This window comes from Staphylococcus chromogenes, assembly GCF_029024625.1.
Lineage (GTDB): Bacteria > Bacillota > Bacilli > Staphylococcales > Staphylococcaceae > Staphylococcus > Staphylococcus chromogenes.
The window spans coordinates 1,347,324-1,367,427 of the sequence record NZ_CP118953.1 but is presented as its reverse complement, the minus strand read 5'-3'; the positions used below and the strand labels follow the sequence as shown (position 1 = coordinate 1,367,427).

Here is a 20,104-nt window from a genome sequence, read left to right as displayed (position 1 = left end):
CATTACAACACATATCGAAAGATTAATACGGAGGGATTTTTTATGAAACAACTGAATGTTGCATTACTAGGATTAGGCACTGTTGGCTCAGGTGTAGTCAAAATTATAGAGGAAAATCACCAACAAATTAAAGATACCATCCAAAAAGATATTCAAATCAAACATATTCTAGTAAGAGATAAAAATAAAAATCGTCCTATTAATATACAAAAATACCATCTCACAGAAAACGTAGAAGATATTTTAAACGACGCTGAAGTTGATATTGTTATCGAAGTTATGGGAGGAATTGAGCCTACTGTTGATTGGCTAAAGGCAGCATTAACACAAAACAAGCATGTTATCACAGCAAATAAAGACTTGCTCGCAGTGCATTTACGTGATCTTGAAGATTTGGCACAAAAGCATGCGGTCGCTTTAAAATATGAAGCGAGTGTGGCGGGAGGAATTCCAATCGTTAATGCGATTAATAATGGTTTGAACGCGAATAACATTAGTGAATTTATGGGAATCTTTAATGGAACATCAAATTTCATATTGTCAAAAATGACTGCAGAAGGAAGTGCTTACGAGGACGCGTTACAAGAGGCACAAGATTTAGGGTTTGCTGAAGCTGATCCAACTGATGATGTTGAAGGCATTGATGCGGCCCGAAAAGTAGTGATTACATCTTATTTATCATTTAATCAGGTCATTAATTTGCAAGATGTCGAAACTGAAGGCATCTCAAATGTGACACCTCAAGATATTGAAGCAGCACGAATATTAGGATACAAGATTAAGCTTATCGGTAAGGGGAGCTATACGAATGGTCGTGTAGAAGCCTCTGTTAAACCGACCTTATTGGCTAATGAGCATCAATTAGCCTCTGTTGAAAATGAATATAATGCTATCTATGTTGTGGGCGATGCGGTAGGAGAAACGATGTTTTACGGTAAAGGTGCAGGAAGTCTTGCTACAGGTAGTGCAGTTGTCAGTGATTTACTAAATGTATCATTACAATTCGAATCAAATCTACATACATTACCACCTCATTTTGAATTGAAAACAGAACAAACAAAAGAAATGATGGATAGTAATGAACCTATTTCCATAATAGAAAAAGAAAGTTATTATGTTGTAGTAGATACACCTTCAGTTTCTTTAAAACAAATAGAATCCGTCATCAAAGGTTGTCTCCCATTCCATAAATCATTGAAAGTCGCAGAAATCAATGATCACACTGTGGCATTAATTATCGGGGGTTTAGACAGTCATCCTCAAAGCTATATTGATGCTGAGGAAGGGTATCACGTTACGAAAATTTATCCAGTTGAAGGAGCTTGATTACTATGAAAATGTGGAAAGGTTTAGTTGAAGAATACCGTTCTTTTTTACCTGTAGATGAAAATACACCACACGTGTCATTGAATGAAGGTCATACACCCTTAATCTATTGTGGCGCAATGTCTGAAATGTTAGGTATTGAATTATACGTCAAATATGAAGGGGCTAATCCGACAGGTTCATTTAAAGATCGTGGAATGGTGATGGCTGTAACAAAGGCGAAAGAACAAGGACGTAAAATTGTGATTTGTGCTTCTACCGGCAATACATCTGCTTCTGCAGCTGCCTACGCTGCACGTGCAGGATTAAAATCTATTGTAGTTATTCCGGAAGGGAAAATCGCGCTAGGCAAATTGTCACAGGCGGTGATGTATGGTGCTGAAATCGTGTCCATAGAAGGAAACTTTGATGAAGCATTAGAAATTGTTAAAGAAGTTGCCCAAGATGGAGATATTGAATTAGTTAATTCTGTAAACCCTTACCGAATCGAAGGTCAAAAAACAGGGGCATTTGAAATCGTGGAGCAATTAGAGGGAGAAGCACCAGACATATTGGCGATACCCGTGGGTAATGCCGGTAATATCACAGCTTATTGGAAAGGATTCAAGGAATATCATGAGCGTGAGCAAACAGGGCTACCATACATGTACGGTTTTCAGGCTGAAGGAGCTTCACCTATTGTACAAAATAAGGTGGTTAAAAATCCTGAAACAATCGCAACGGCCATTCGTATTGGGAATCCTGCTAGTTGGGATAAAGCTATTGATGCAATAGATAGCTCGAACGGGTTAATCGATGCAGTTACAGATGATGAAATCTTAGAAGCTTATCAACTCATGACGTCAAAAGAAGGTATTTTTAGTGAACCAGCAAGCAATGCATCTATCGCAGGTTTGATAAAATTACACCGTGCAGGTAAATTGGTCAAAGGACAAAAAGTTGTAGCAGTTTTAACAGGGAACGGACTAAAAGATCCAGATACAGCGATTAATTTACTTGAAAATCCTATCCAAGCCTTGCCAAATGATAAAGCCAGTATCATTCAATATATTAAGGATGCGTTGCAATGATTAAACATAAATTAACTTTAAAGGTTCCCGCTTCAACGGCGAATCTTGGATGTGGTTTTGATTCTGTGGGTATGGCGTTAAATAAATATCTTATTATTGAGGCACAACCTATTCAAAGTAACTCTTGGAAATTTGTGCATGATGGAGCATGTTTAGAAGGTTTACCGACAGACGAATCCCATTACGTTTATAAAATTGCGCAACAAGTGGCCGAACGTTTTGATGTAAAGCTGCCTTCGTTGGAAATTAAAATGTATAGTGATATACCGCTAGCGAGAGGATTAGGGTCTTCAGCATCTGCACTTGTCGGTGCACTTTATATTGCCAATTATTTTGGGGACATTGAACTGTCTAAATATGAGTTGTTACAATTAGCTACTGAAATTGAAGGTCACCCTGATAATGTAGCGCCCACAATATATGGTGGCCTCGTGGTTGGATATCATAATGCTGAAACTTTGGGAACAGATGTCGCACACATTGATATACCAGATGTAGATTTTATTGTTACGATTCCATCCTATCCATTAGCAACAGAAAAAGCACGGAGCGTGTTACCTGAATCGATTTCACATAAAGATGCGGTTAAATTTAGTGCTATTAGTAATACGATGATCAGTGCACTCATTCAACATAATTACGAGTTAGCTGGAAAAATGATGGAGCAAGATGGGTTACATGAACAATATCGACAGCATCTACTTCCAGACTTTGAAGTGGTCAAACAGTTAGGAAAACAATTCGATGCCTATGCAACTGTCCTATCTGGAGCGGGTCCAACGATTTTAACGATGATTAAAAAAGAACAAAGTGGTCCACTCGTGCGTGCGTTACGGAAATATGTCAAAACGTGCCATTCAGAGTTAGTGACGGTAAATACTCAAGGTGTCAAATCGAAAGTTATTTTTCATTATTAAAGTAGAGATCAAGCTAGAACATCTATCAAGTGTTCTGGCTTTTTTTTCTATTTTTTAAGTTGGGAATGGTGTAATATTAAGTTGAAATGGAAGGAGCGTAATTATGAAACCAGATTTAATCATTATGGATATGGATGATACATTGATGACTTCTGAAAACATTGTATCTGAAACAACAAAAAATTATCTTATTGAGATACAAGAAGCAGGTTATTCCATTGCCCTTGCCTCTGGAAGACCTACGGAAGGTATGATTCCTGTGGCTCATACTTTAAAAATGGATCAATTTGAAAGTTATATTATGTCTTATAATGGAGCGAATACGATTGATTTAAAAACGAAAGAAGTTATCGCGAGTAAAATGATTTCCAAAGAAAGTTTTGATAAAATTGTGGATTTTTGCCGAGAAAAGGGATTATTCACTTTAACTTACCATGAAGGTCATATTGTTTATGAAGGCCAACATGAATACATGTCTATTGAATCAGAAATAACGGGGTTACCGATGAAAGAGGTCGAAGATTTAAAAGATTATATTCAGGGGCCCGTACCTAAAGCGATGGGTGTTGACTATGAGGAACATATTTCTGAGATTTTTAATACTCTCGATGGACATTTTAATGATGAGATCGCATGTACTACAAGTAAGCCATTCTTTTTAGAATTTATGAGTAGCGGTGTTTCAAAGGGTAAGGCTATTCAAGATTTAGCCAACCGCTTAAATTTAGATGTTCAAAAAATGATCGCTTTTGGAGATAGCGCAAATGATAAAGAAATGTTTGAGGTGGTTGGGACCTCTGTTGCGATGGACAATGCTATTGATTTATTAAAATCACGTGCGACGATGACGACCAAAAGTCATGATGAAGATGGTATTCCTTTTGCCTTAAAACAACTCATATAACCTATAAATTGTAAAAAACGTTAAGTGACGGCGCTGTCACTTAACGTTTTTGGTTATTTACTATTTTGCTGTATGCGTCCATTCGTGTTTCCCGCGATGACGTTTGATATGCGCGTATACTTGGTCTGCCGCGTAGTCAAGATTTGTATAAACGGTAATTGAAAAGGCCGTTTGATGCTTTTCGAAGGGTTGTTCTAAATAGAGTTCTTTTAAATGGGTATATAAATTTTCCATTTGCTCATGTGTTAAGCTCGCATATTCACGTAATGTACGTTTTGTTAATTGATGATGTTTGTCTTCAAAAGCTTGAACAACAATGACGAAGCGTTCCTCTTGCTTTAAAACATCATCAAAAAGGTTTGTTTGTCCAACCATATACGTCCGCCCTTTACTGTTTGTTTACTTAATTATACATGATTTTACCTTTACTGAAAACGGTATAAAAAATCGGTAAAGCGGATAGAGGAACATCCAACTTTACCGAATTCATTTATTTATGTTGTGTATACATTTCGTGTTCTGATAAATCGATTTGATCAAGTGGAATCACTTTAGTTTTGTGTATCAATTTATGTCCGAAATACACGCCAATTAAAAGAATAATAGGTAAGAAACTTTGTGCGAGTTTAGGAATATCTAACGTTAAAATGGCGTTGAAAGAACTTCCAAAAATTAAAAATGCAATAATAATCAAGACAATAATTGGACCAACTGGGAACAAGGGTGATTTATAAGGTAATAATTGATCAATATCTTTCCGTTGTGCTTTGATTGCTTTTCTCATACGTATTTGAGAAATAATACTAGAAGCCCAAACAAAAGTAATTAAAGCGCCGATAATATTTAATAACCCCATGACACTTTCGGGTTTAAAATTGGCAAATATTGTCACAGCTGTAATTAAAACAAATGTTGTTATTAATGCATTGAGTGGTAATTTTGTTGCATGATTGATACGCCCTAAAACTTTAGGTGCAGATCCTTGTTGACTAAGTGAAAATAGCATACGACTTGTTGTAAACAAACCAGAGTTCGATGCAGATAATAAAGACGTTAATATAACAGCATTAATCACTGAAGCCGCAAAGGCAATCCCTACTTTGTCGAAAACAATTGTAAATGGACTTTGCGTAATAGAACCACTCTCATTTAATAAGGTTGGGTCAGTATAAGGAATAATAGCTGAAATGACTGCAATCGAGAGGACATAGAATAATAAAATACGCCAAAATACTTGTTTAATTGCGCGTGGCATAGATTTTTTTGGATTATCTGATTCTCCGGCAGTAACGGCAACTACTTCTGTTCCTCCCACTGAGAAACCGGCGATAAGCAACACGCTTAAGAAACCTGACACGCCACCGACAAATGGTGCTTCTCCATGTGTGAAATTATCAAAGCCATAGGTGTGGCCTCCTAAAATACCAAATATCATAAGAAGACCGAGAACAATAAATACAATGATGGTAACTACTTTAATTAAAGACAGCCAAAATTCTGCTTCTCCAAACGCTTTTACAGAGAATATATTTAATAGAAGTAAAAGACTTAAAAATATGATACTCCAAACCATAGGTGAGAAGAAACTGAATGCATCCCAATAACTTAGGACATTTGTGGCAATAATGATATCTACACTTGTCACTAGTGCCCAAATGAGCCAATAAAGCCATCCCATCGTGAAACCAAGTGATGCATCGACAAAGCGAGTGGCATAACTACTGAATGATCCAGATACAGGATAAAAAGTAGCCATTTCTCCAATCGATGACATTAAGAAATAGAGCATTGTACCAATGATTAAATAAGCTAATATTGCGCCTCCAGGACCTGCTTGAGCGATAACCCCGCCTGTTGCAACAAATAAGCCTGTACCAATTGCGCCTCCAATAGCGAACATTGTAATATGACGCAATTGGAGTCCTCGATTTAAACTTTTTTCTTCCATAAGCATCTTCTCCCTAATCAATTGTTCTATTTATTGTACTTGCAAATACTAGGGGTTTCAATAGTATTTTATAACTTTAAAGTCCTAAAATAAAAAGAAACCGTTAAAAAAGGCGAAATAGTTCCTTTTTTTTGAATTTTTAAGTATAATTCAAAGTAAGTGACAGATTAGAATTATTATAAACAAGGAAGAAAGAAGGTTTTAACTATGAATCGAAGAGAGCCATCAAAATTAACAGGTTTATTTGGGCACCCGATTGGAGATCGTGAAAACACTGCTACAGCTGGTCCGCGTGGTCCTTTATTAATGCAAGATCCTTATTTCTTAGAGCAAATGTCACATTTTGACCGTGAAGTGATTCCTGAGCGCCGAATGCACGCGAAAGGTTCAGGTGCATTTGGTACATTTACTGTAACGAACGATATTACGCAATACACATGCGCTAAAATTTTTTCTGAGGTCGGAAAGCAAACTGAGATGTTCGCACGTTTCTCAACTGTAGCTGGAGAGCGTGGCGCAGCCGATGCAGAACGAGACATTCGTGGTTTTGCCCTCAAATTTTATACTGAAGAAGGTAACTGGGATTTAGTAGGTAACAACACGCCTGTATTCTTTTTCCGTGACCCGAAATTATTCGTAAGTTTAAACCGTGCTGTAAAAAGAGATCCAAGAACAAATATGAGAAGTGCCCAAAATAACTGGGATTTCTGGACATCGTTACCAGAAGCATTGCATCAAGTAACAATTTTAATGACTGATAGAGGGATTCCAAAAGATTTTAGACATATGCATGGTTTTGGTTCACATACGTATGGCATGATTAACGCAAATAATGAGCGTGTATGGGTGAAATTCCATTTCCGTACACAACAAGGCATTGAAAACTTACAGCCTGATGAAGCGGCTAAAATTGTAGGTGAAGACCGCGAATCTTCTCAAAGAGATTTGTATAATGCCATTGAAAACGGAGATTTCCCTAAATGGAAAATGTACATTCAAGTGATGACAGAAGAACAAGCTAAAAATCATAAAGATAACCCGTTTGATTTAACCAAAGTTTGGTACAAAGGGGAATACCCTTTAATCGAAGTTGGTGAGTTTGAGCTTAATCGTAACCCTGACAACTATTTCCAAGATGTTGAACAGGCTGCTTTTGCGCCAACAAATATCATTCCTGGTTTAGACTTTTCACCAGATAAAATGCTACAAGGGCGCTTATTCTCATATGGAGACGCACAACGTTATCGTTTAGGTGTAAACCACTGGCAAATTCCAGTAAACCAACCTAAAGGCGTCGGTGTAGAAAACCTTTGCCCATTCAGCCGTGATGGTCAAATGAGAATTTTAGATGGCAACCAAGGAAGTCAAACACATTATTATCCAAATAGTTATGGTACACATGAAAGTCAACCAGAATACAAACGTCCACCTCTAGAGTTAAACGGAGATGCATATGAACATAATTTCAGAGAAGATGACGATAATTACTTTGAACAACCGGGTAAATTATTCCGTTTACAATCGCCAGAACAACAAGAACGTATGTTTATCAATACAGCAAACGAAATGGACGGTACAACAGATGAAGTGAAACATCGCCACATTAGAAACTGTTACCAAGCAGATCCTAATTATGGAAAAGGTGTTGCAAAAGCACTTGGTATGCTTGATGATTTAGAGGATATCTTAAAAGGTATTCAATAGAGTTTATAAGGGGCAAGACCGGTATAGGTCTTTTGCTCCTTTTTTATTAATAAAAAAAGCTACAACTCCGACAGATTCGGGCTGTAGCTACGTCGTATTTTGATGAGTGTGTTTCGTAACTGCTAAACGTTTAGAGATTATTTTGTTTCTCTGTGTAACGTATGTTTATTTAATCTTGGGCAATATTTCATCATTTCGATACGCTCAGGATTCGTACGTTTGTTTTTCGTAGTGATGTAGTTACGGTCACCACATTCAGTACATGCTAATGTTACATTAACGCGCATAGGGTCGACCTCCTTTTAAATTGAAACTATTACGATTTGTTATTTTAGCACGTTTTTGGCCATTTGCCAATATAAATTTACTTTCTATTATAATGAAAATAATAAAACAGACTTGATTCCTAAAGAAAGGATGTGCTATCATTTAAATCGTAAATATTACGATTTGAAATCGAAGGAGAGAATATATATGGCTAAAAAATCTAAAATTGCCAAAGAACAAAAGCGTGAAGCAATGGTTGCTAAATACGCGGAGTTACGACGTGAACTAAAAGCGAAAGGAGATTATGAAGGCTTAAAAAAATTACCAAGAGATGCATCTCCAACACGTCTCACACGTAGATGTAAAGTGACAGGTCGTCCTAGAGGAGTTATGCGTAAATTTGAAATGTCTCGTATTGCATTTAGAGAACATGCACATAAAGGTCAAATTCCTGGCGTAAAAAAATCAAGTTGGTAAGCACCTTTTATTTACAATATGTCCAATAGATAGTATATTATCTTTTGGAATATTGTGAATAAGGAGATTAGACTAATGAAAATTTTTGATTACGAAGACATTCAGCTTATACCGAACAAAAGTATTGTAAAGAGTCGCTCAGAAATTGATACATCCATTCAATTTGGACCAAGACGATTTAAATTACCTGTCGTGCCTGCGAACATGCAAACGGTAATGAATGAGACCCTTGCAGAGTGGTTTGCGGCGAATGATTACTTCTATATTATGCATCGTTTTGATGAAGCTGCACGTTTACCCTTTGTAAAGAGAATGCAGGAAAAAGGCTTATTCGCATCTATTTCAGTGGGTGTTAAAGAAGGAGAATTTAAGTTCGTTGAGTCGCTAAAAGATGCTAACTTGTCTCCTGAATACATTACGATTGATATTGCACATGGTCATTCAGATCAAGTAATTGAGATGATTCAACATATCAAAAAATTACTTCCTGATGTGTTTGTTATTGCAGGTAATGTAGGGACACCTGAAGGGGTGCGTGAATTAGAAAACGCTGGCGCGGATGCAACAAAAGTAGGTATAGGGCCTGGACGTGTTTGTATAACAAAAATTAAAACAGGTTTTGGTACAGGTGGATGGCAACTTGCTGCTGTTAATCACTGTAGTAAAGCTGCACGTAAGCCTATTATCGCTGATGGAGGGATTCGAACGCATGGAGACATTGCTAAATCCGTACGATTTGGTGCTTCAATGGTGATGATTGGTTCACTTTTCGCTGCTCATGACGAATCACCTGGCGAAACTGTAGAACTCGATGGGAAGAAATATAAAGAATATTTCGGTAGTGCTTCGGAATATCAAAAGGGAGAACGTAAAAATGTAGAAGGCAAAAAAATGTTTGTCGAACATAAAGGTTCTCTTAAAGATACCCTTATCGAGATGCAAGAAGATCTACAAAGCTCAATTTCTTATGCAGGTGGCAAGGATATTGATGCTTTACGTAAAGTGGATTATGTGGTAGTGAGAAATTCAATTTTTAACGGCGATAGAGACTAAATATAGGAGTGGATTTCTATTAGATCATTTTTATCATTTCTAATCCTAGGTTGTATACTGATTCTTTCTGTACCTATACAACCCACTGAAGCGATGCATCAACTTACACGACCACTTACTGAAAAAGTAGACCATATTGTAGAAGGTAACACGTCACACACGCAATTAAAAACACCAAAGCAACAATCCTTTGCAGTACGAAATATCCAAATGAATATGACGCAAAAAGAGGTAGAAACACAACTTGGTTCCCCGGTAGATACTTTAGATAATGAGTATGGGACAAAATGGTATGTCTACCATCAAGATTACCGAGATTTTGTATTAGTAAGTTATATTGATGGTAAAGTACATGGTCTATTTAGTAATCAAAATCTTATTACTTCTAAGTCTGGAATCAAATATAATACACCTAAAGACGTTGTTCGTGAAAAACTTGGTAAACCTTTAGAGGAAATTCGAAAAGGAAATACGATATATCGTCAAAATAATGACGAATATGATGTATTTGACAAAGATAACATTTACACGACGGCATTTTATGACAAGTATAATAACAACCATTTAACGGCGCTCTTACAAGTCAGCAAAGATATGGAAAATCGCTTGCAAAATCAATATGCCGCCCCATCTACAAGTTTAGCTAAAAGCTATGAAAAGATGGACTTTTATCTTGTGAATGCGACACGTGTGCAAAATGGATTGAACACGTTAAAATCCTCTGATTCACTTTCAAATACCGCACGCAAACATAGTGAAGACATGGCTGAGCATCAATATTTTGATCATACTAACTTAAAAGGGGAGTCACCTTTTGATCGTATGAAAAATGATCATCATCAGTTCAATGCAGCTGCAGAAAATCTAGCCTACGGACAACAAAGCGCAATATTTGCCCATCAAGGATTAATGAATTCTGCAGGACATCGTAAGAATATTTTACATGGAAACGTAACGACTTTAGGCGTAGGTGTTGCTTTTAATACTAAGAAACAACCTTACTGGACAGAAAACTATACGGGTTAATGTTTAAATTTGTACGATATGGGAAATTATCAATCAAATGAGGTTGATAAGATGAAAGATGATAACCAAAAAACACAGAATATATCAGAAGTAGATGAACAAAACGAAGATATATTAGAACGCGTTAAAGAAATACTACAAAAGAAAGAAGCGTAAGGCGGTATTTCCCGCTTTGCGCTTTTTAACATAGAACCAAAAAACCACCCATTCACACGGGTGGTTTTGTTTATTTAGCAAAGGAGATGTTTTAATTAAAGTTCTCTAAATAGACCTACAACTTTTCCTAAAACAGTAACGTTTTCAAGATAAATGGGTTCTAAGCTACTATTTTCAGGTTGTAAACGATAGCGGTTTTTCTCTTTATAAAAACGTTTAACAGTCGCTTCATCATCTTCAGTCATCGCAACGATAATATCTCCATTTTCTGCTATAGTTTGACTTCTCACGATGACTTTATCACCATCTAAAATACCCGCTTCAATCATACTATCACCGACAACATTTAAAATAAAGATTTGCCCATTGTGAGTAGAGGTGAAGTGTTCTGGTAAAGGATAATATTCTTCAACATTTTCTACTGCAGTAATAGGAGTACCAGCAGTAACTTTCCCAATGACTGGAACATAAATCGTTTCTTCCATATTAACTGGGTCCCCCATAAGTTCGCTCACAATTTCAATAGCTCTAGGTTTTGTAGGGTCACGTCGAATGTATCCTTTTTCTTCAAGTCGAGATAAATGACCATGAACAGTTGAACTTGAAGCTAACCCTACAGCTTCTCCAATTTCACGAACACTTGGTGGATAACCTTTCGATTGAACAATATGCTTAATAAACTCAAATATTTCTTCTTGTCTTTTTGTTAACTCTCTCATATGTGAGCACTCCTTTGCTTGATTTATGTACATTATAGCATAGTTATCCGAACAGAACAAACATTTGTTCGTTTTAGTATTGACATAGAACATTCGTTCTGTTAAAGTGATAACACAAACAAATGTTCTAGGAGATGTTGATTATGATTAAAACTAAATTAAATGAATTATATCTATATTTATCTGTTTTTATTGCTTCTATGGTTCTCTTTTTTGTCTTTTTTATAATGGCGAGCCAAACAGCATATACAGAACAAACGTACGAAATGACAGACCATCAAATTAAATCTAACTCATCCGAACAGGTTCAAAAATACGAACAAAAAGCAAACGACCAACAGAGTGTTCTCGCAGTAAGTTTAAGATAAAATCTTTATTCAATTTGTTTAAACATCTTTGATGCACTTACTAGAATTTAGGGGGCAAGTCATATAAAAATGAGGCATGAGATTTTTGGAAAATTACGAAGGGCAATGTAACTGAGTCATAAACGGTTACATTGTCCTTTTTATATACTACGGATTAAGTCGTGGTGTTTGGTTTTATAAGGCGTTTCTGTTATATTTTGTAGAGAATAATGACGGAGGTTTACTAATATGCTGAGTCAAGATAAATTAAATCGCATCAATGCATTGGCTAAGAAAAAGAAAAATGAAGGATTGACTGAAGCTGAAGCGAAAGAACAATCAAAATTAAGAAGTGAATATTTAACGACGTTTCGTAATAGTTTCAAAGATCAAATTGAACACACGAAAGTCATTGATCCAGAAGGAAATGATGTTACACCTGATAAATTAAAAGAGATTCAAAAAAAGAACCACACGCGTGGAAAGTAAAAATCTTGTGAAATTTTAGATATTATTCACATTTATAAGGTATAATAGCTCTAGTAGCGAATAGAAAGGAAGTCATAATATGTTTGGACAAAAAGATATACATGCAGTAAATACGATACGTGCCCTCAGTATCGACGCAATTGAAAAAGCAAATTCAGGGCACCCAGGATTACCGATGGGTGCTGCGCCAATGGCATATACCCTTTGGACACAACATTTAAATTTCAATCCAAATTCTAATACGTATTTTAACCGTGATCGTTTCGTGTTGTCAGCAGGTCATGGCTCAGCTTTATTATATAGCTTACTTCACGTGTCTGGTGGTTTAGAGTTAGAAGAGCTCAAGCAATTTAGACAATGGGATTCCAAAACACCAGGTCATCCAGAATATCACCATACAAAAGGTGTAGAAATTACAACAGGACCACTTGGACAAGGTTTTGCAATGTCAGTAGGTATGGCTATGGCTGAAAAGCACTTAGCAGCAAAATTTAACAAGGAAGATATTTCTGTTGTTGACCATTATACGTATGTTTTGGCGTCTGATGGAGACCTTATGGAAGGTATCTCTCATGAAGCTGCATCCTTAGCAGGTCACCTTAAGTTAGACAAATTAATTACTTTATATGATTCGAATAATATTTCATTAGATGGTGAAACGAATAAATCATTCTCAGAAGATATTAAAAAACGATTTGAAGCATACGGTTGGAATCATATTCTTGTAAAAAATGGCAATGATATGGATGAAATTAACAAAGCCATCGAAGAAGCAAAATCTCAAAAAGGTCCTACAATTATCGAAGTTAAAACGATTATTGGTTATGGTTCTCCTAACAAATCAAACAGCAACAGTTCACATGGATCACCACTTGGCGAAGATGAGCGTGAATTAACATTTAAAAACTATGAATTAGATCCGTCACAAACTTTCCAAGTTGATGACAGTGTCTATGAAATATTTAATGAAACGATGATTCAACGTGCAGATGAACATGAAGCAGCATGGAAAAAAGATTTAGAGGCTTATACTGAAAAGTATCCTGAATTAGCTAAAGAATTCAAAACAGCAATCGCTGGTGAGTTGCCAGAAGGTTACGATAAAGAACTTCCACGTTTCGAATTAGGTCATAAAGCGGCTTCACGTGCTGATTCTGGTGAAGTGATTCAAGCATTAGCTGAAACTGTTCCTTCGTTCTTTGGCGGTTCAGCAGACTTAGCTTCATCTAATAAATCTAACGTGAAGGCAGAAGGCGATTTCTCTGCTGAAGAGGGCGCTGGCAAAAACGTATGGTTTGGTGTGCGTGAATTTGCAATGGCAGCAACGGTTAATGGTATGGCTGCACACGGTGGTTTACACCCTTATGGAGCAACTTTCTTTGTATTTAGTGATTACCTCAAACCAGCATTAAGACTTTCTGCTATCATGGGATTACGTTCAACATTCATTTTTACACACGATTCCATTGCAGTGGGTGAAGATGGACCAACGCATGAACCTATCGAACAATTGGCAGGTCTACGTGCGATTCCAAACTTAAATGTGATTCGACCAGCTGATGGGAATGAAACACGTGTAGCTTGGAAAATCGCATTAGAATCTAATGGTACACCAACTGCATTAGTATTGACACGACAAGGTTTACCTGTTTTAGATGTTGAAGAATCTAAACTTGAGGAAGGCGTACGCAAAGGTGCCTATGTCGTTTATGAAACAGAGAAAAGTCCTGAATATGTCCTCATGGCCACAGGTTCTGAAGTGAGCTTAGTGATTGAGGTTGCTAAAGATTTAGAACAAAGAGGCAAAGGTGTACGTGTAGTATCAATGCCAAACTGGAATGCATTTGAAGCACAATCAAAAGCATATCAAGATGAAATATTATTGCCAGAAGTCTCTAAACGAGTAGCTGTTGAAATGGCTGCGACATTAGGATGGCACAAATATGTGGGTATGAACGGCCTAGTCATTGGTATTGACAGATATGGCGCAAGTGCTCCTGGTGATTTAGTTGTAGAAAAATATGGCTTTACTAAAGAAAATATTTTATCTCAAATTGAGTCACTTTAAGGCTTATTAAATATAAAGCTAATATCAAAGACCACGCTCTTGTTTAACGATTAACTTTAATATATTTATAGAAATCAAAAGTGAGAAATATAGAGATGGAATGATGTCTTACATTTGATAACATCATTCCATCTTTCTTGTTTTTAGGAAGAAATTAATATCGAAAAGCAATTTGACGAGATGCGGCTTTGTGAATATTTAGAATGACCTTGAAAACTTGTATTAATTTTAGTAAAATGCAAAAGGATAGAGAAAGTGGGTGAAATAATGGCTACATGGTTGGCAATTTTATTAATTGTACTTGCACTTATCATTGGACTTGTGGGTGGTTTCTTTCTCGCGCGTAAATATATGATGGATTATTTGAAGAAAAATCCACCTATTAATGAAGAAATGTTACGTATGATGATGATGCAAATGGGTCAAAAACCATCTCAGAAAAAGATTAACCAAATGATGACAATGATGAATAAAAATATGGATAAAAAGATTTAATATCCTTAAACGCACTAATAGCAAGGGATTCAAGAGTTTGTAAAAATTCTGAATTCCTTGCTATTTTGGTTCAGGTAACATTTTTCCTTTGATTTTTTTGAGGTTACCTGAAGTTATTTATGAGTTTGAATATGATATAATACGCATATTAAGGGTTAACTGTTAAAGGAGACGTATTCATGACGTATTTAGTACTATCTATTTTAGTCGCTTTTTTTATGGGGGCAGTGGTGATTTTTATACGTATGAAGGCGCAAAAGTATCCAGTAAATGCAAAAAAAATAATTTTACCCCCATTTTTCATGGCTACTGGTGCTTTAATGTACGTAGTCCCCTATTTTAGATTGACTGGGACAGAGATTTTAGAATCAGTGATTTTAGGAGTCATTTTCTCATCAGTGTTAATTTTAACTTCTCATTTTGAAGTCAAAGATGAACGTATATATTTAAAAAAATCAAAAGCTTTTCCAGTGATTTTAATTTCTTTACTGATTCTTAGAACGCTTTTAAAAGTCTTTATTGGAAATTCAGTTGATCCAGGTGAGTTAGCAGGGATGTTTTTCCTCTTAGCATTTAGTATGTTGGTGCCGTGGCGCATCGCTATGCTACAACGATATAACAAAATCAAACGAAATTTAGCGCAATCTTTATAATTTATGATTGCATAAGTTCATTGTGTGCCGAGCAAACTTCACAGTTGACGATGATGTTCTGTGATTCACTTTGCTCGGTTTTTGCTTGCGTATTGGAAAAAACTTTAATAAAATTTATTAGAACAAACGTTCTGGGGTGAGGATATGAAAGTAATACATACAGCTGATTGGCATTTAGGAAAAGTATTAAATGGCCAATCTTTTCTAGAAGATCAATCTTATATATTAGATGAATTTATCAAAAAAGTAGAGAAAGAATGTCCAGATGTGGTCATTATTGCAGGGGATATTTTTGATACCTCTATGCCGAGTAAACGTGCCATTACATTGATGGAGGAAACCATTGCGCAAATTAATATTGAATTGGGTATTCCTACTGTGATCATAAATGGTAATCATGATGGAAAAGCACGTTTAAGATACGGTTCCAACTGGTTTCAAAAAAATGAGTTATTTATCCGTACAGAAATTGAAGATTTTCTAAATCCTATTCAATTTGGTAACGTGCGAATATTTACAATGCCATTTTTTACACTTGCAGAAGCACGTCAATATTTAGATGTCACGCTCACGACTTACGAAGATGCTGTAGCACAATTGATTGCTATGATTAAACCAAAACTTGATGCATCATTTCATAATATTTTAGTGGGGCATTTTACAGTGTATGGTGCACCAAAAAGCGATTCTGAAAGAGAGATTACAGTGGGGACAATTGAAAGTGTCGCCCCCTCCATTTTAGAGGGATTTGATGCGGTCATGTTAGGTCATATTCATCACCCTTTCGCTTTAAATCAAAGCAATATTTATTATAGTGGTTCTTTACTACAATATTCATTTTCTGAAGTGAACCAGCCTAAAGGTTTTCGATGTTTTCAAATTTTAGATGATGAAATGACACAACGATTTATACAATTAATGCCGAAAAGAAAACTCTCTTTTGTGGAGACGTCATTTCATAATGCCATACATGGTAAATTTTCATTTGATCATCAAGAAGATTATTTTCATTTTCATTTATCTGAATTAGAGTTTGTGAAAGACCCTATGCAACAATTGAAGCAACAATTTCCGAATACGCTTGCTTTAACGCAACAAGTGAAAGAGATTTCATCACAAGAGCGCGCGACAAAGAATATAAAAAAAATGAAGCCTATGGAAATTGTGAATTCATTTTATAAAGATTTAACTGAGGAATCTCTTGATGATGTGCAAGAAAAAAACATTACATCGTTTTTGAATCATTACGGAGAGGAGCAGTAAGATGAGACCGTTATTCTTAAAACTTGAAAACTTTGGTCCTTTTTTGAATGAATCTATCGACTTTAAGCAAATTCAAACGAATCAACTATTTTTAATTAGTGGAAAAACAGGTTCTGGAAAGACAATGATTTTTGATGCGATCGTCTATGCATTGTATGGCAGAGCATCAACGACTTCTCGTGAAGTTGCTCAATTGCGTAGCCATTTTGCATCACCTGAATTGCCATTAAAAGTCACTTATGAATTTGAAATTCATCAACAACGGTATAAAGTGATACGTACGGCCGCTTTTACAAAACCGAATAAAAAAAGTGAAACAAAAGGGATTCTTGAAGTTTATCAATACAAAAATAATCAAGAGATATTGCTTGAAAGTAAAATCAATGCAGGCAATCAATTTTTACAAGAATTATTGAATCTTAAAGTGGATCAATTTAGGCAGTTATTTATCCTCCCTCAAGGTGAGTTTAAATCATTTTTAGTTTCTAAAAGTCAGGATAAACAATCAATTTTAAGAACCCTCTTTAATACAGTAATGTATGAAGATTTAAAAAATGAACTAAAAGAAAAAACGAAGTCTATTCAAAATGAAATGGATAAAACTTCAAATAAATTGGAGACATATTGGCATGATCTCTATACTTTAGAAGACGACACTTTAAATGAATATCGACACATAGATATCCATCAGCACGAAAAAATTCGTGAGGTCATTCCTATCTTTGAAGCGATTGGAGAACAAAAGATATCACGCTTATCTCAAAAGAAATTAGAACTCGAAAAACAATTAAAACATATACAGGAATGTTTGGATCAAGAAACTTTAAGACGACAACTACAACAAGAGTACAATACAGTCACACAACAATTGACTTCGTTAGAGACTGAAAAAGAACAAATACAGCAATTAGAACAAAAAATTCATATATTAAAACAAAGTCAGTTCGCATTACATACATTAAATGAGCGAGAGGAAGTAAAAAAAGAACACGCCACCAATGAATCTAGTATTAAAGCGCTTCAAAGTAAAAGTGAAGCGCTTAAAAATAAGATGAATGAACAGCAAAAGCAGCTCAAGCAGTTAGATTCACAACAAACGGAAATAGATATAAAAACACAAACACTTAAGAACACGCATTATTACTATCAGAACGAGCGTGAGATGCAAAAGGCTTTTGAAAAGCAAAATGCTTTGGGCAATAAAATTAAACAGTCACAAAAGGATTTGACTGATTTAGAACAACAATATCAACGCACGATGGAAAAATATAAAGACCAAACATTTGATTTCGAGCAAATGGATAGTCTGAAAGAGCATCATTTTAGTTTAAGAACTGAGTTAGAAAAAATCGAATTTACTGAACAACAATATCAATTGAAACTTAAACATGAAACCGAACAAAAATCACTTAAAAGTGAAATTGATGAACTGGAAATTAAGACAAAACAGCTGGAAGAGAAAAAGCATGTATTTTCTAAAACAGATCAATCCATCTTGTCACATGATAAAATGATTCAAACGTTACAATCAGAGATACAATTAGCCGAACCGTGTCCTGTTTGTGGTCAAATTGTTCATGAATTAGATGCAGTCCACCAAGTTGAACCCTTGAGGGAAAAACTAAAAGAAAATGATGGCATAGACCAGCAACTGCGTCAAATTGAAAAGCAATTAATTAAGAAGAAAGCAACGTTAGAACAAATTCAATCTCAGCTTGAAACGTTAAAAGATGTGCAAAATGTTGAATCAAAAAAGAGAGAACTAACGGTGTTAAAGAATAAATGCGAAGAACAGTTAGAAGAAATGGCGGAAGCAAAATTAAATTTTGAAAAGCTTAAAACGAAAAAGCAAGAGCAAGAAGCACAATATCAAGAATTGAAACAACACATTGAGTTGAATCAATATCAACTTGAGATGGCCATGCAAAAAGTAAAACAATTTAAAGACGATACTGATTTTGATCAGTATGATGACTTCAAATCAACTTATGAAAAAATGGAGCTAGAAGTTAACGTTTTTACAAAAACTTATGAAGAATTAAAAAATGCAGTACAAGAACTTCAGGGTCACTACAATATATTTGAAAATGATTTAAAACATCAACGAGAACGTGCGACTTCACTTCAAGCGCAAGAACAAAAATTAAATTCAACACTTCATGAAGAAATGAAAAAATTAAATATAAAGTCAGTTTCAGAATTGGAACAATTAATGACTGAAGCTCATGAAGTTCAAGCATTAGAAATGCGTGTGCAACAGTATCATCAAGCACTTCAAAAATATACTGCACAAAAAGAATCCGTATATCAAAAATTGCAAGAGCTCCCCAAACAACCACTTGAAACTTTACAAAATGAGTATACATCTGTTCAAGAAAAGCTTGCGGATGTCACACAACAATTCAATGAAACTCAATTTCAAATTCAACAAAATAAAGTTAAAACACAAAAAATTGAGCAAATATTGAATGAGATTCAACAAGCGATGTCTGAACACCGTTCACTATTCCATTTAGCAGAAGTCATTTCTGGGAAAAATCAGCAAAATTTAACATTAGAAAACTATGTGTTGATTTATTATTTAGAACATATCTTAGAATCGGCAAATAAGCGTTTACTTAATATGACAGGACAACGTTACGAGTTGGTTCGTAAAGGGGATAAAGGTAGAGGTTATAGCGGTCTTGAAATCGAAGTTTACGATTATTATTCTAATCAAACGCGACATATTACTTCTCTTTCTGGTGGGGAAACTTTTCAGGCTTCTTTAGCATTAGCATTAGGTCTTAGTGAAGTCGTTCAAAATGAACAAGGAGGGATTTCACTGGATGCAATGTTTATTGATGAAGGATTTGGTACGTTAGATCAAGAAACATTAGAAACAGCGCTAGATACATTGATACACTTACAAGCAAGTGGTCGACTAGTCGGTATTATTTCACACGTCACAGAATTAAAAAATCGTATTCCATTAATATTGGAGGTAAATTCATCTCAATATTATAGCTCAACAACTATCAAGCATAATGAGTAATATGAGTTTAAGGGATAAGAGATTCATCTCCACTTGAGACATATTAGCGCACATTAATTATATAGTTGATCATAACATTGAACTCCGCCTGTTTATAAGCGGAGTTCATTTTTCTATTCTTATGTTCATATATATACTTTCACATCATCAAATTTTTGACCTTTGACTTAGGTTATAACACTCACTGA

Annotated in this window: 19 protein-coding genes; 15 read left to right on the top strand and 4 right to left on the bottom strand. The window is 35.4% G+C overall.

The genetic code is table 11. The features are described from left to right. Positions 1–42 precede the first annotated feature (42 nt). The 4 genes from PYW36_RS06685 (at position 43) to PYW36_RS06670 (ending at position 4,217) form a co-directional block, all read left to right on the top strand. A complete protein-coding gene (locus tag PYW36_RS06685) occupies positions 43–1,326 on the top strand; it encodes a homoserine dehydrogenase (protein ID WP_103158886.1) in 1,284 nt (427 codons plus the stop codon). A 5-nt stretch (positions 1,327–1,331) separates the two neighbouring features. Continuing rightward, positions 1,332–2,396 carry a threonine synthase gene (thrC, locus tag PYW36_RS06680; protein WP_037573474.1) on the top strand — a complete coding sequence of 355 codons (1,065 nt, stop codon included), beginning with the start codon at positions 1,332–1,334 and terminating at the stop codon, positions 2,394–2,396. Then, positions 2,396–3,313 carry a homoserine kinase gene (thrB, locus tag PYW36_RS06675; protein ID WP_165806224.1) on the top strand — a complete coding sequence of 306 codons (918 nt, stop codon included), beginning with the start codon at positions 2,396–2,398 and terminating at the stop codon, positions 3,311–3,313. Before thrC ends, thrB begins: the two co-directional genes overlap by 1 nt. 103 nt (positions 3,314–3,416) lie before the next feature. Then, the gene (locus PYW36_RS06670) at positions 3,417–4,217 is read left to right on the top strand and encodes a Cof-type HAD-IIB family hydrolase (RefSeq protein ID WP_037573479.1); all 801 of its coding nucleotides are present in this window, start codon (positions 3,417–3,419) and stop codon (positions 4,215–4,217) included. 60 nt (positions 4,218–4,277) lie between these two features. On the opposite strand, the gene PYW36_RS06665 is transcribed toward PYW36_RS06670, so the two are convergent. Continuing rightward, complete coding sequence (locus PYW36_RS06665; protein ID WP_037573482.1) at positions 4,278–4,592, bottom strand: hypothetical protein; 315 nt, start codon at positions 4,590–4,592, stop codon at positions 4,278–4,280. Between the two features lie 115 nt (positions 4,593–4,707). Further along, positions 4,708–6,165 carry an amino acid permease gene (locus PYW36_RS06660; RefSeq protein WP_103158885.1) on the bottom strand — a complete coding sequence of 486 codons (1,458 nt, stop codon included), beginning with the start codon at positions 6,163–6,165 and terminating at the stop codon, positions 4,708–4,710. A gap of 207 nt (positions 6,166–6,372) precedes the next feature. On the opposite strand from PYW36_RS06660, the gene PYW36_RS06655 reads away from it, so the two are divergent. Beyond that, a complete protein-coding gene (locus tag PYW36_RS06655; RefSeq protein ID WP_037573488.1) occupies positions 6,373–7,869 on the top strand; it encodes a catalase in 1,497 nt (498 codons plus the stop codon). Positions 7,870–8,006: 137 nt separating this feature from the next. Here the strand turns inward: PYW36_RS06655 and rpmG are convergent, their stop codons facing one another. Beyond that, positions 8,007–8,156 (bottom strand): 50S ribosomal protein L33, encoded by a 150-nt coding sequence (rpmG, locus tag PYW36_RS06650; RefSeq protein ID WP_014613994.1) that lies wholly within the window; start codon positions 8,154–8,156, stop codon positions 8,007–8,009. A 187-nt stretch (positions 8,157–8,343) separates the two neighbouring features. Between rpmG and rpsN the strand changes: the two genes are divergently transcribed. From rpsN to PYW36_RS06635, 3 genes are all read left to right on the top strand, one after another. Then, a complete protein-coding gene (gene rpsN, locus PYW36_RS06645) occupies positions 8,344–8,613 on the top strand; it encodes a 30S ribosomal protein S14 (RefSeq protein WP_037573490.1) in 270 nt (89 codons plus the stop codon). A gap of 75 nt (positions 8,614–8,688) precedes the next feature. Next, entirely contained in the window at positions 8,689–9,666 is a 978-nt protein-coding gene (gene guaC, locus PYW36_RS06640) for a GMP reductase (RefSeq protein WP_037573492.1), read from the top strand. 93 nt (positions 9,667–9,759) lie between these two features. After that, entirely contained in the window at positions 9,760–10,692 is a 933-nt protein-coding gene (locus PYW36_RS06635; RefSeq protein WP_103158884.1) for a CAP domain-containing protein, read from the top strand. A gap of 251 nt (positions 10,693–10,943) precedes the next feature. Here the strand turns inward: PYW36_RS06635 and lexA are convergent, their stop codons facing one another. After that, positions 10,944–11,567, bottom strand: a complete 624-nt coding sequence (gene lexA, locus PYW36_RS06630) for a transcriptional repressor LexA (RefSeq protein ID WP_037573494.1) — start codon at positions 11,565–11,567, stop codon at positions 10,944–10,946. 143 nt (positions 11,568–11,710) lie between these two features. Between lexA and sosA the strand changes: the two genes are divergently transcribed. From sosA to sbcC, 7 genes are all read left to right on the top strand, one after another. Further along, the gene (gene sosA / locus PYW36_RS06625) at positions 11,711–11,935 is read left to right on the top strand and encodes a DNA damage-induced cell division inhibitor SosA (protein ID WP_037573496.1); all 225 of its coding nucleotides are present in this window, start codon (positions 11,711–11,713) and stop codon (positions 11,933–11,935) included. A 228-nt stretch (positions 11,936–12,163) separates the two neighbouring features. Beyond that, a complete protein-coding gene (locus tag PYW36_RS06620) occupies positions 12,164–12,403 on the top strand; it encodes a DUF896 domain-containing protein (protein ID WP_037573504.1) in 240 nt (79 codons plus the stop codon). A 79-nt stretch (positions 12,404–12,482) separates the two neighbouring features. Beyond that, a complete protein-coding gene (gene tkt, locus PYW36_RS06615) occupies positions 12,483–14,471 on the top strand; it encodes a transketolase (RefSeq protein ID WP_103158883.1) in 1,989 nt (662 codons plus the stop codon). Between the two features lie 267 nt (positions 14,472–14,738). Next, a complete protein-coding gene (locus tag PYW36_RS06610; protein WP_210433439.1) occupies positions 14,739–14,966 on the top strand; it encodes a YneF family protein in 228 nt (75 codons plus the stop codon). A gap of 179 nt (positions 14,967–15,145) precedes the next feature. Next, positions 15,146–15,619, top strand: coding sequence for a CcdC family protein (locus PYW36_RS06605; protein WP_037573510.1), 474 nt, complete (start codon positions 15,146–15,148; stop codon positions 15,617–15,619). 144 nt (positions 15,620–15,763) lie between these two features. Further along, positions 15,764–16,882 (top strand): exonuclease subunit SbcD, encoded by a 1,119-nt coding sequence (gene sbcD, locus PYW36_RS06600; protein WP_037573512.1) that lies wholly within the window; start codon positions 15,764–15,766, stop codon positions 16,880–16,882. Between the two features lies 1 nt (position 16,883). Then, positions 16,884–19,916: an exonuclease subunit SbcC gene (sbcC, locus tag PYW36_RS06595; RefSeq protein ID WP_103158882.1), complete on the top strand. Its 3,033-nt coding sequence runs from the start codon at positions 16,884–16,886 to the stop codon at positions 19,914–19,916. The last annotated feature ends 188 nt before the right edge of the window (positions 19,917–20,104 follow it).

What these genes read in the sequence shown, in the direction of transcription:
- PYW36_RS06655 (WP_037573488.1), top strand. Translation starts at nt 6,373, where the DNA reads ATGAATCGAAGAGAGCCATCAAAATTAACAGGTTTATTTGGGCACCCG.
- PYW36_RS06670 (WP_037573479.1), top strand. Translation starts at nt 3,417, where the DNA reads ATGAAACCAGATTTAATCATTATGGATATGGATGATACATTGATGACT.
- PYW36_RS06665 (WP_037573482.1), bottom strand. Translation starts at nt 4,592, where the DNA reads ATGGTTGGACAAACAAACCTTTTTGATGATGTTTTAAAGCAAGAGGAA.
- rpsN (WP_037573490.1), top strand. Translation starts at nt 8,344, where the DNA reads ATGGCTAAAAAATCTAAAATTGCCAAAGAACAAAAGCGTGAAGCAATG.
- lexA (WP_037573494.1), bottom strand. Translation starts at nt 11,567, where the DNA reads ATGAGAGAGTTAACAAAAAGACAAGAAGAAATATTTGAGTTTATTAAG.
- PYW36_RS06635 (WP_103158884.1), top strand. Translation starts at nt 9,760, where the DNA reads ATGCATCAACTTACACGACCACTTACTGAAAAAGTAGACCATATTGTA.
- sbcC (WP_103158882.1), top strand. Translation starts at nt 16,884, where the DNA reads ATGAGACCGTTATTCTTAAAACTTGAAAACTTTGGTCCTTTTTTGAAT.
- guaC (WP_037573492.1), top strand. Translation starts at nt 8,689, where the DNA reads ATGAAAATTTTTGATTACGAAGACATTCAGCTTATACCGAACAAAAGT.
- PYW36_RS06610 (WP_210433439.1), top strand. Translation starts at nt 14,739, where the DNA reads ATGGCTACATGGTTGGCAATTTTATTAATTGTACTTGCACTTATCATT.
- PYW36_RS06605 (WP_037573510.1), top strand. Translation starts at nt 15,146, where the DNA reads ATGACGTATTTAGTACTATCTATTTTAGTCGCTTTTTTTATGGGGGCA.
- PYW36_RS06685 (WP_103158886.1), top strand. Translation starts at nt 43, where the DNA reads ATGAAACAACTGAATGTTGCATTACTAGGATTAGGCACTGTTGGCTCA.
- PYW36_RS06660 (WP_103158885.1), bottom strand. Translation starts at nt 6,165, where the DNA reads ATGGAAGAAAAAAGTTTAAATCGAGGACTCCAATTGCGTCATATTACA.
- sbcD (WP_037573512.1), top strand. Translation starts at nt 15,764, where the DNA reads ATGAAAGTAATACATACAGCTGATTGGCATTTAGGAAAAGTATTAAAT.
- PYW36_RS06620 (WP_037573504.1), top strand. Translation starts at nt 12,164, where the DNA reads ATGCTGAGTCAAGATAAATTAAATCGCATCAATGCATTGGCTAAGAAA.
- sosA (WP_037573496.1), top strand. Translation starts at nt 11,711, where the DNA reads ATGATTAAAACTAAATTAAATGAATTATATCTATATTTATCTGTTTTT.
- tkt (WP_103158883.1), top strand. Translation starts at nt 12,483, where the DNA reads ATGTTTGGACAAAAAGATATACATGCAGTAAATACGATACGTGCCCTC.
- rpmG (WP_014613994.1), bottom strand. Translation starts at nt 8,156, where the DNA reads ATGCGCGTTAATGTAACATTAGCATGTACTGAATGTGGTGACCGTAAC.
- thrC (WP_037573474.1), top strand. Translation starts at nt 1,332, where the DNA reads ATGAAAATGTGGAAAGGTTTAGTTGAAGAATACCGTTCTTTTTTACCT.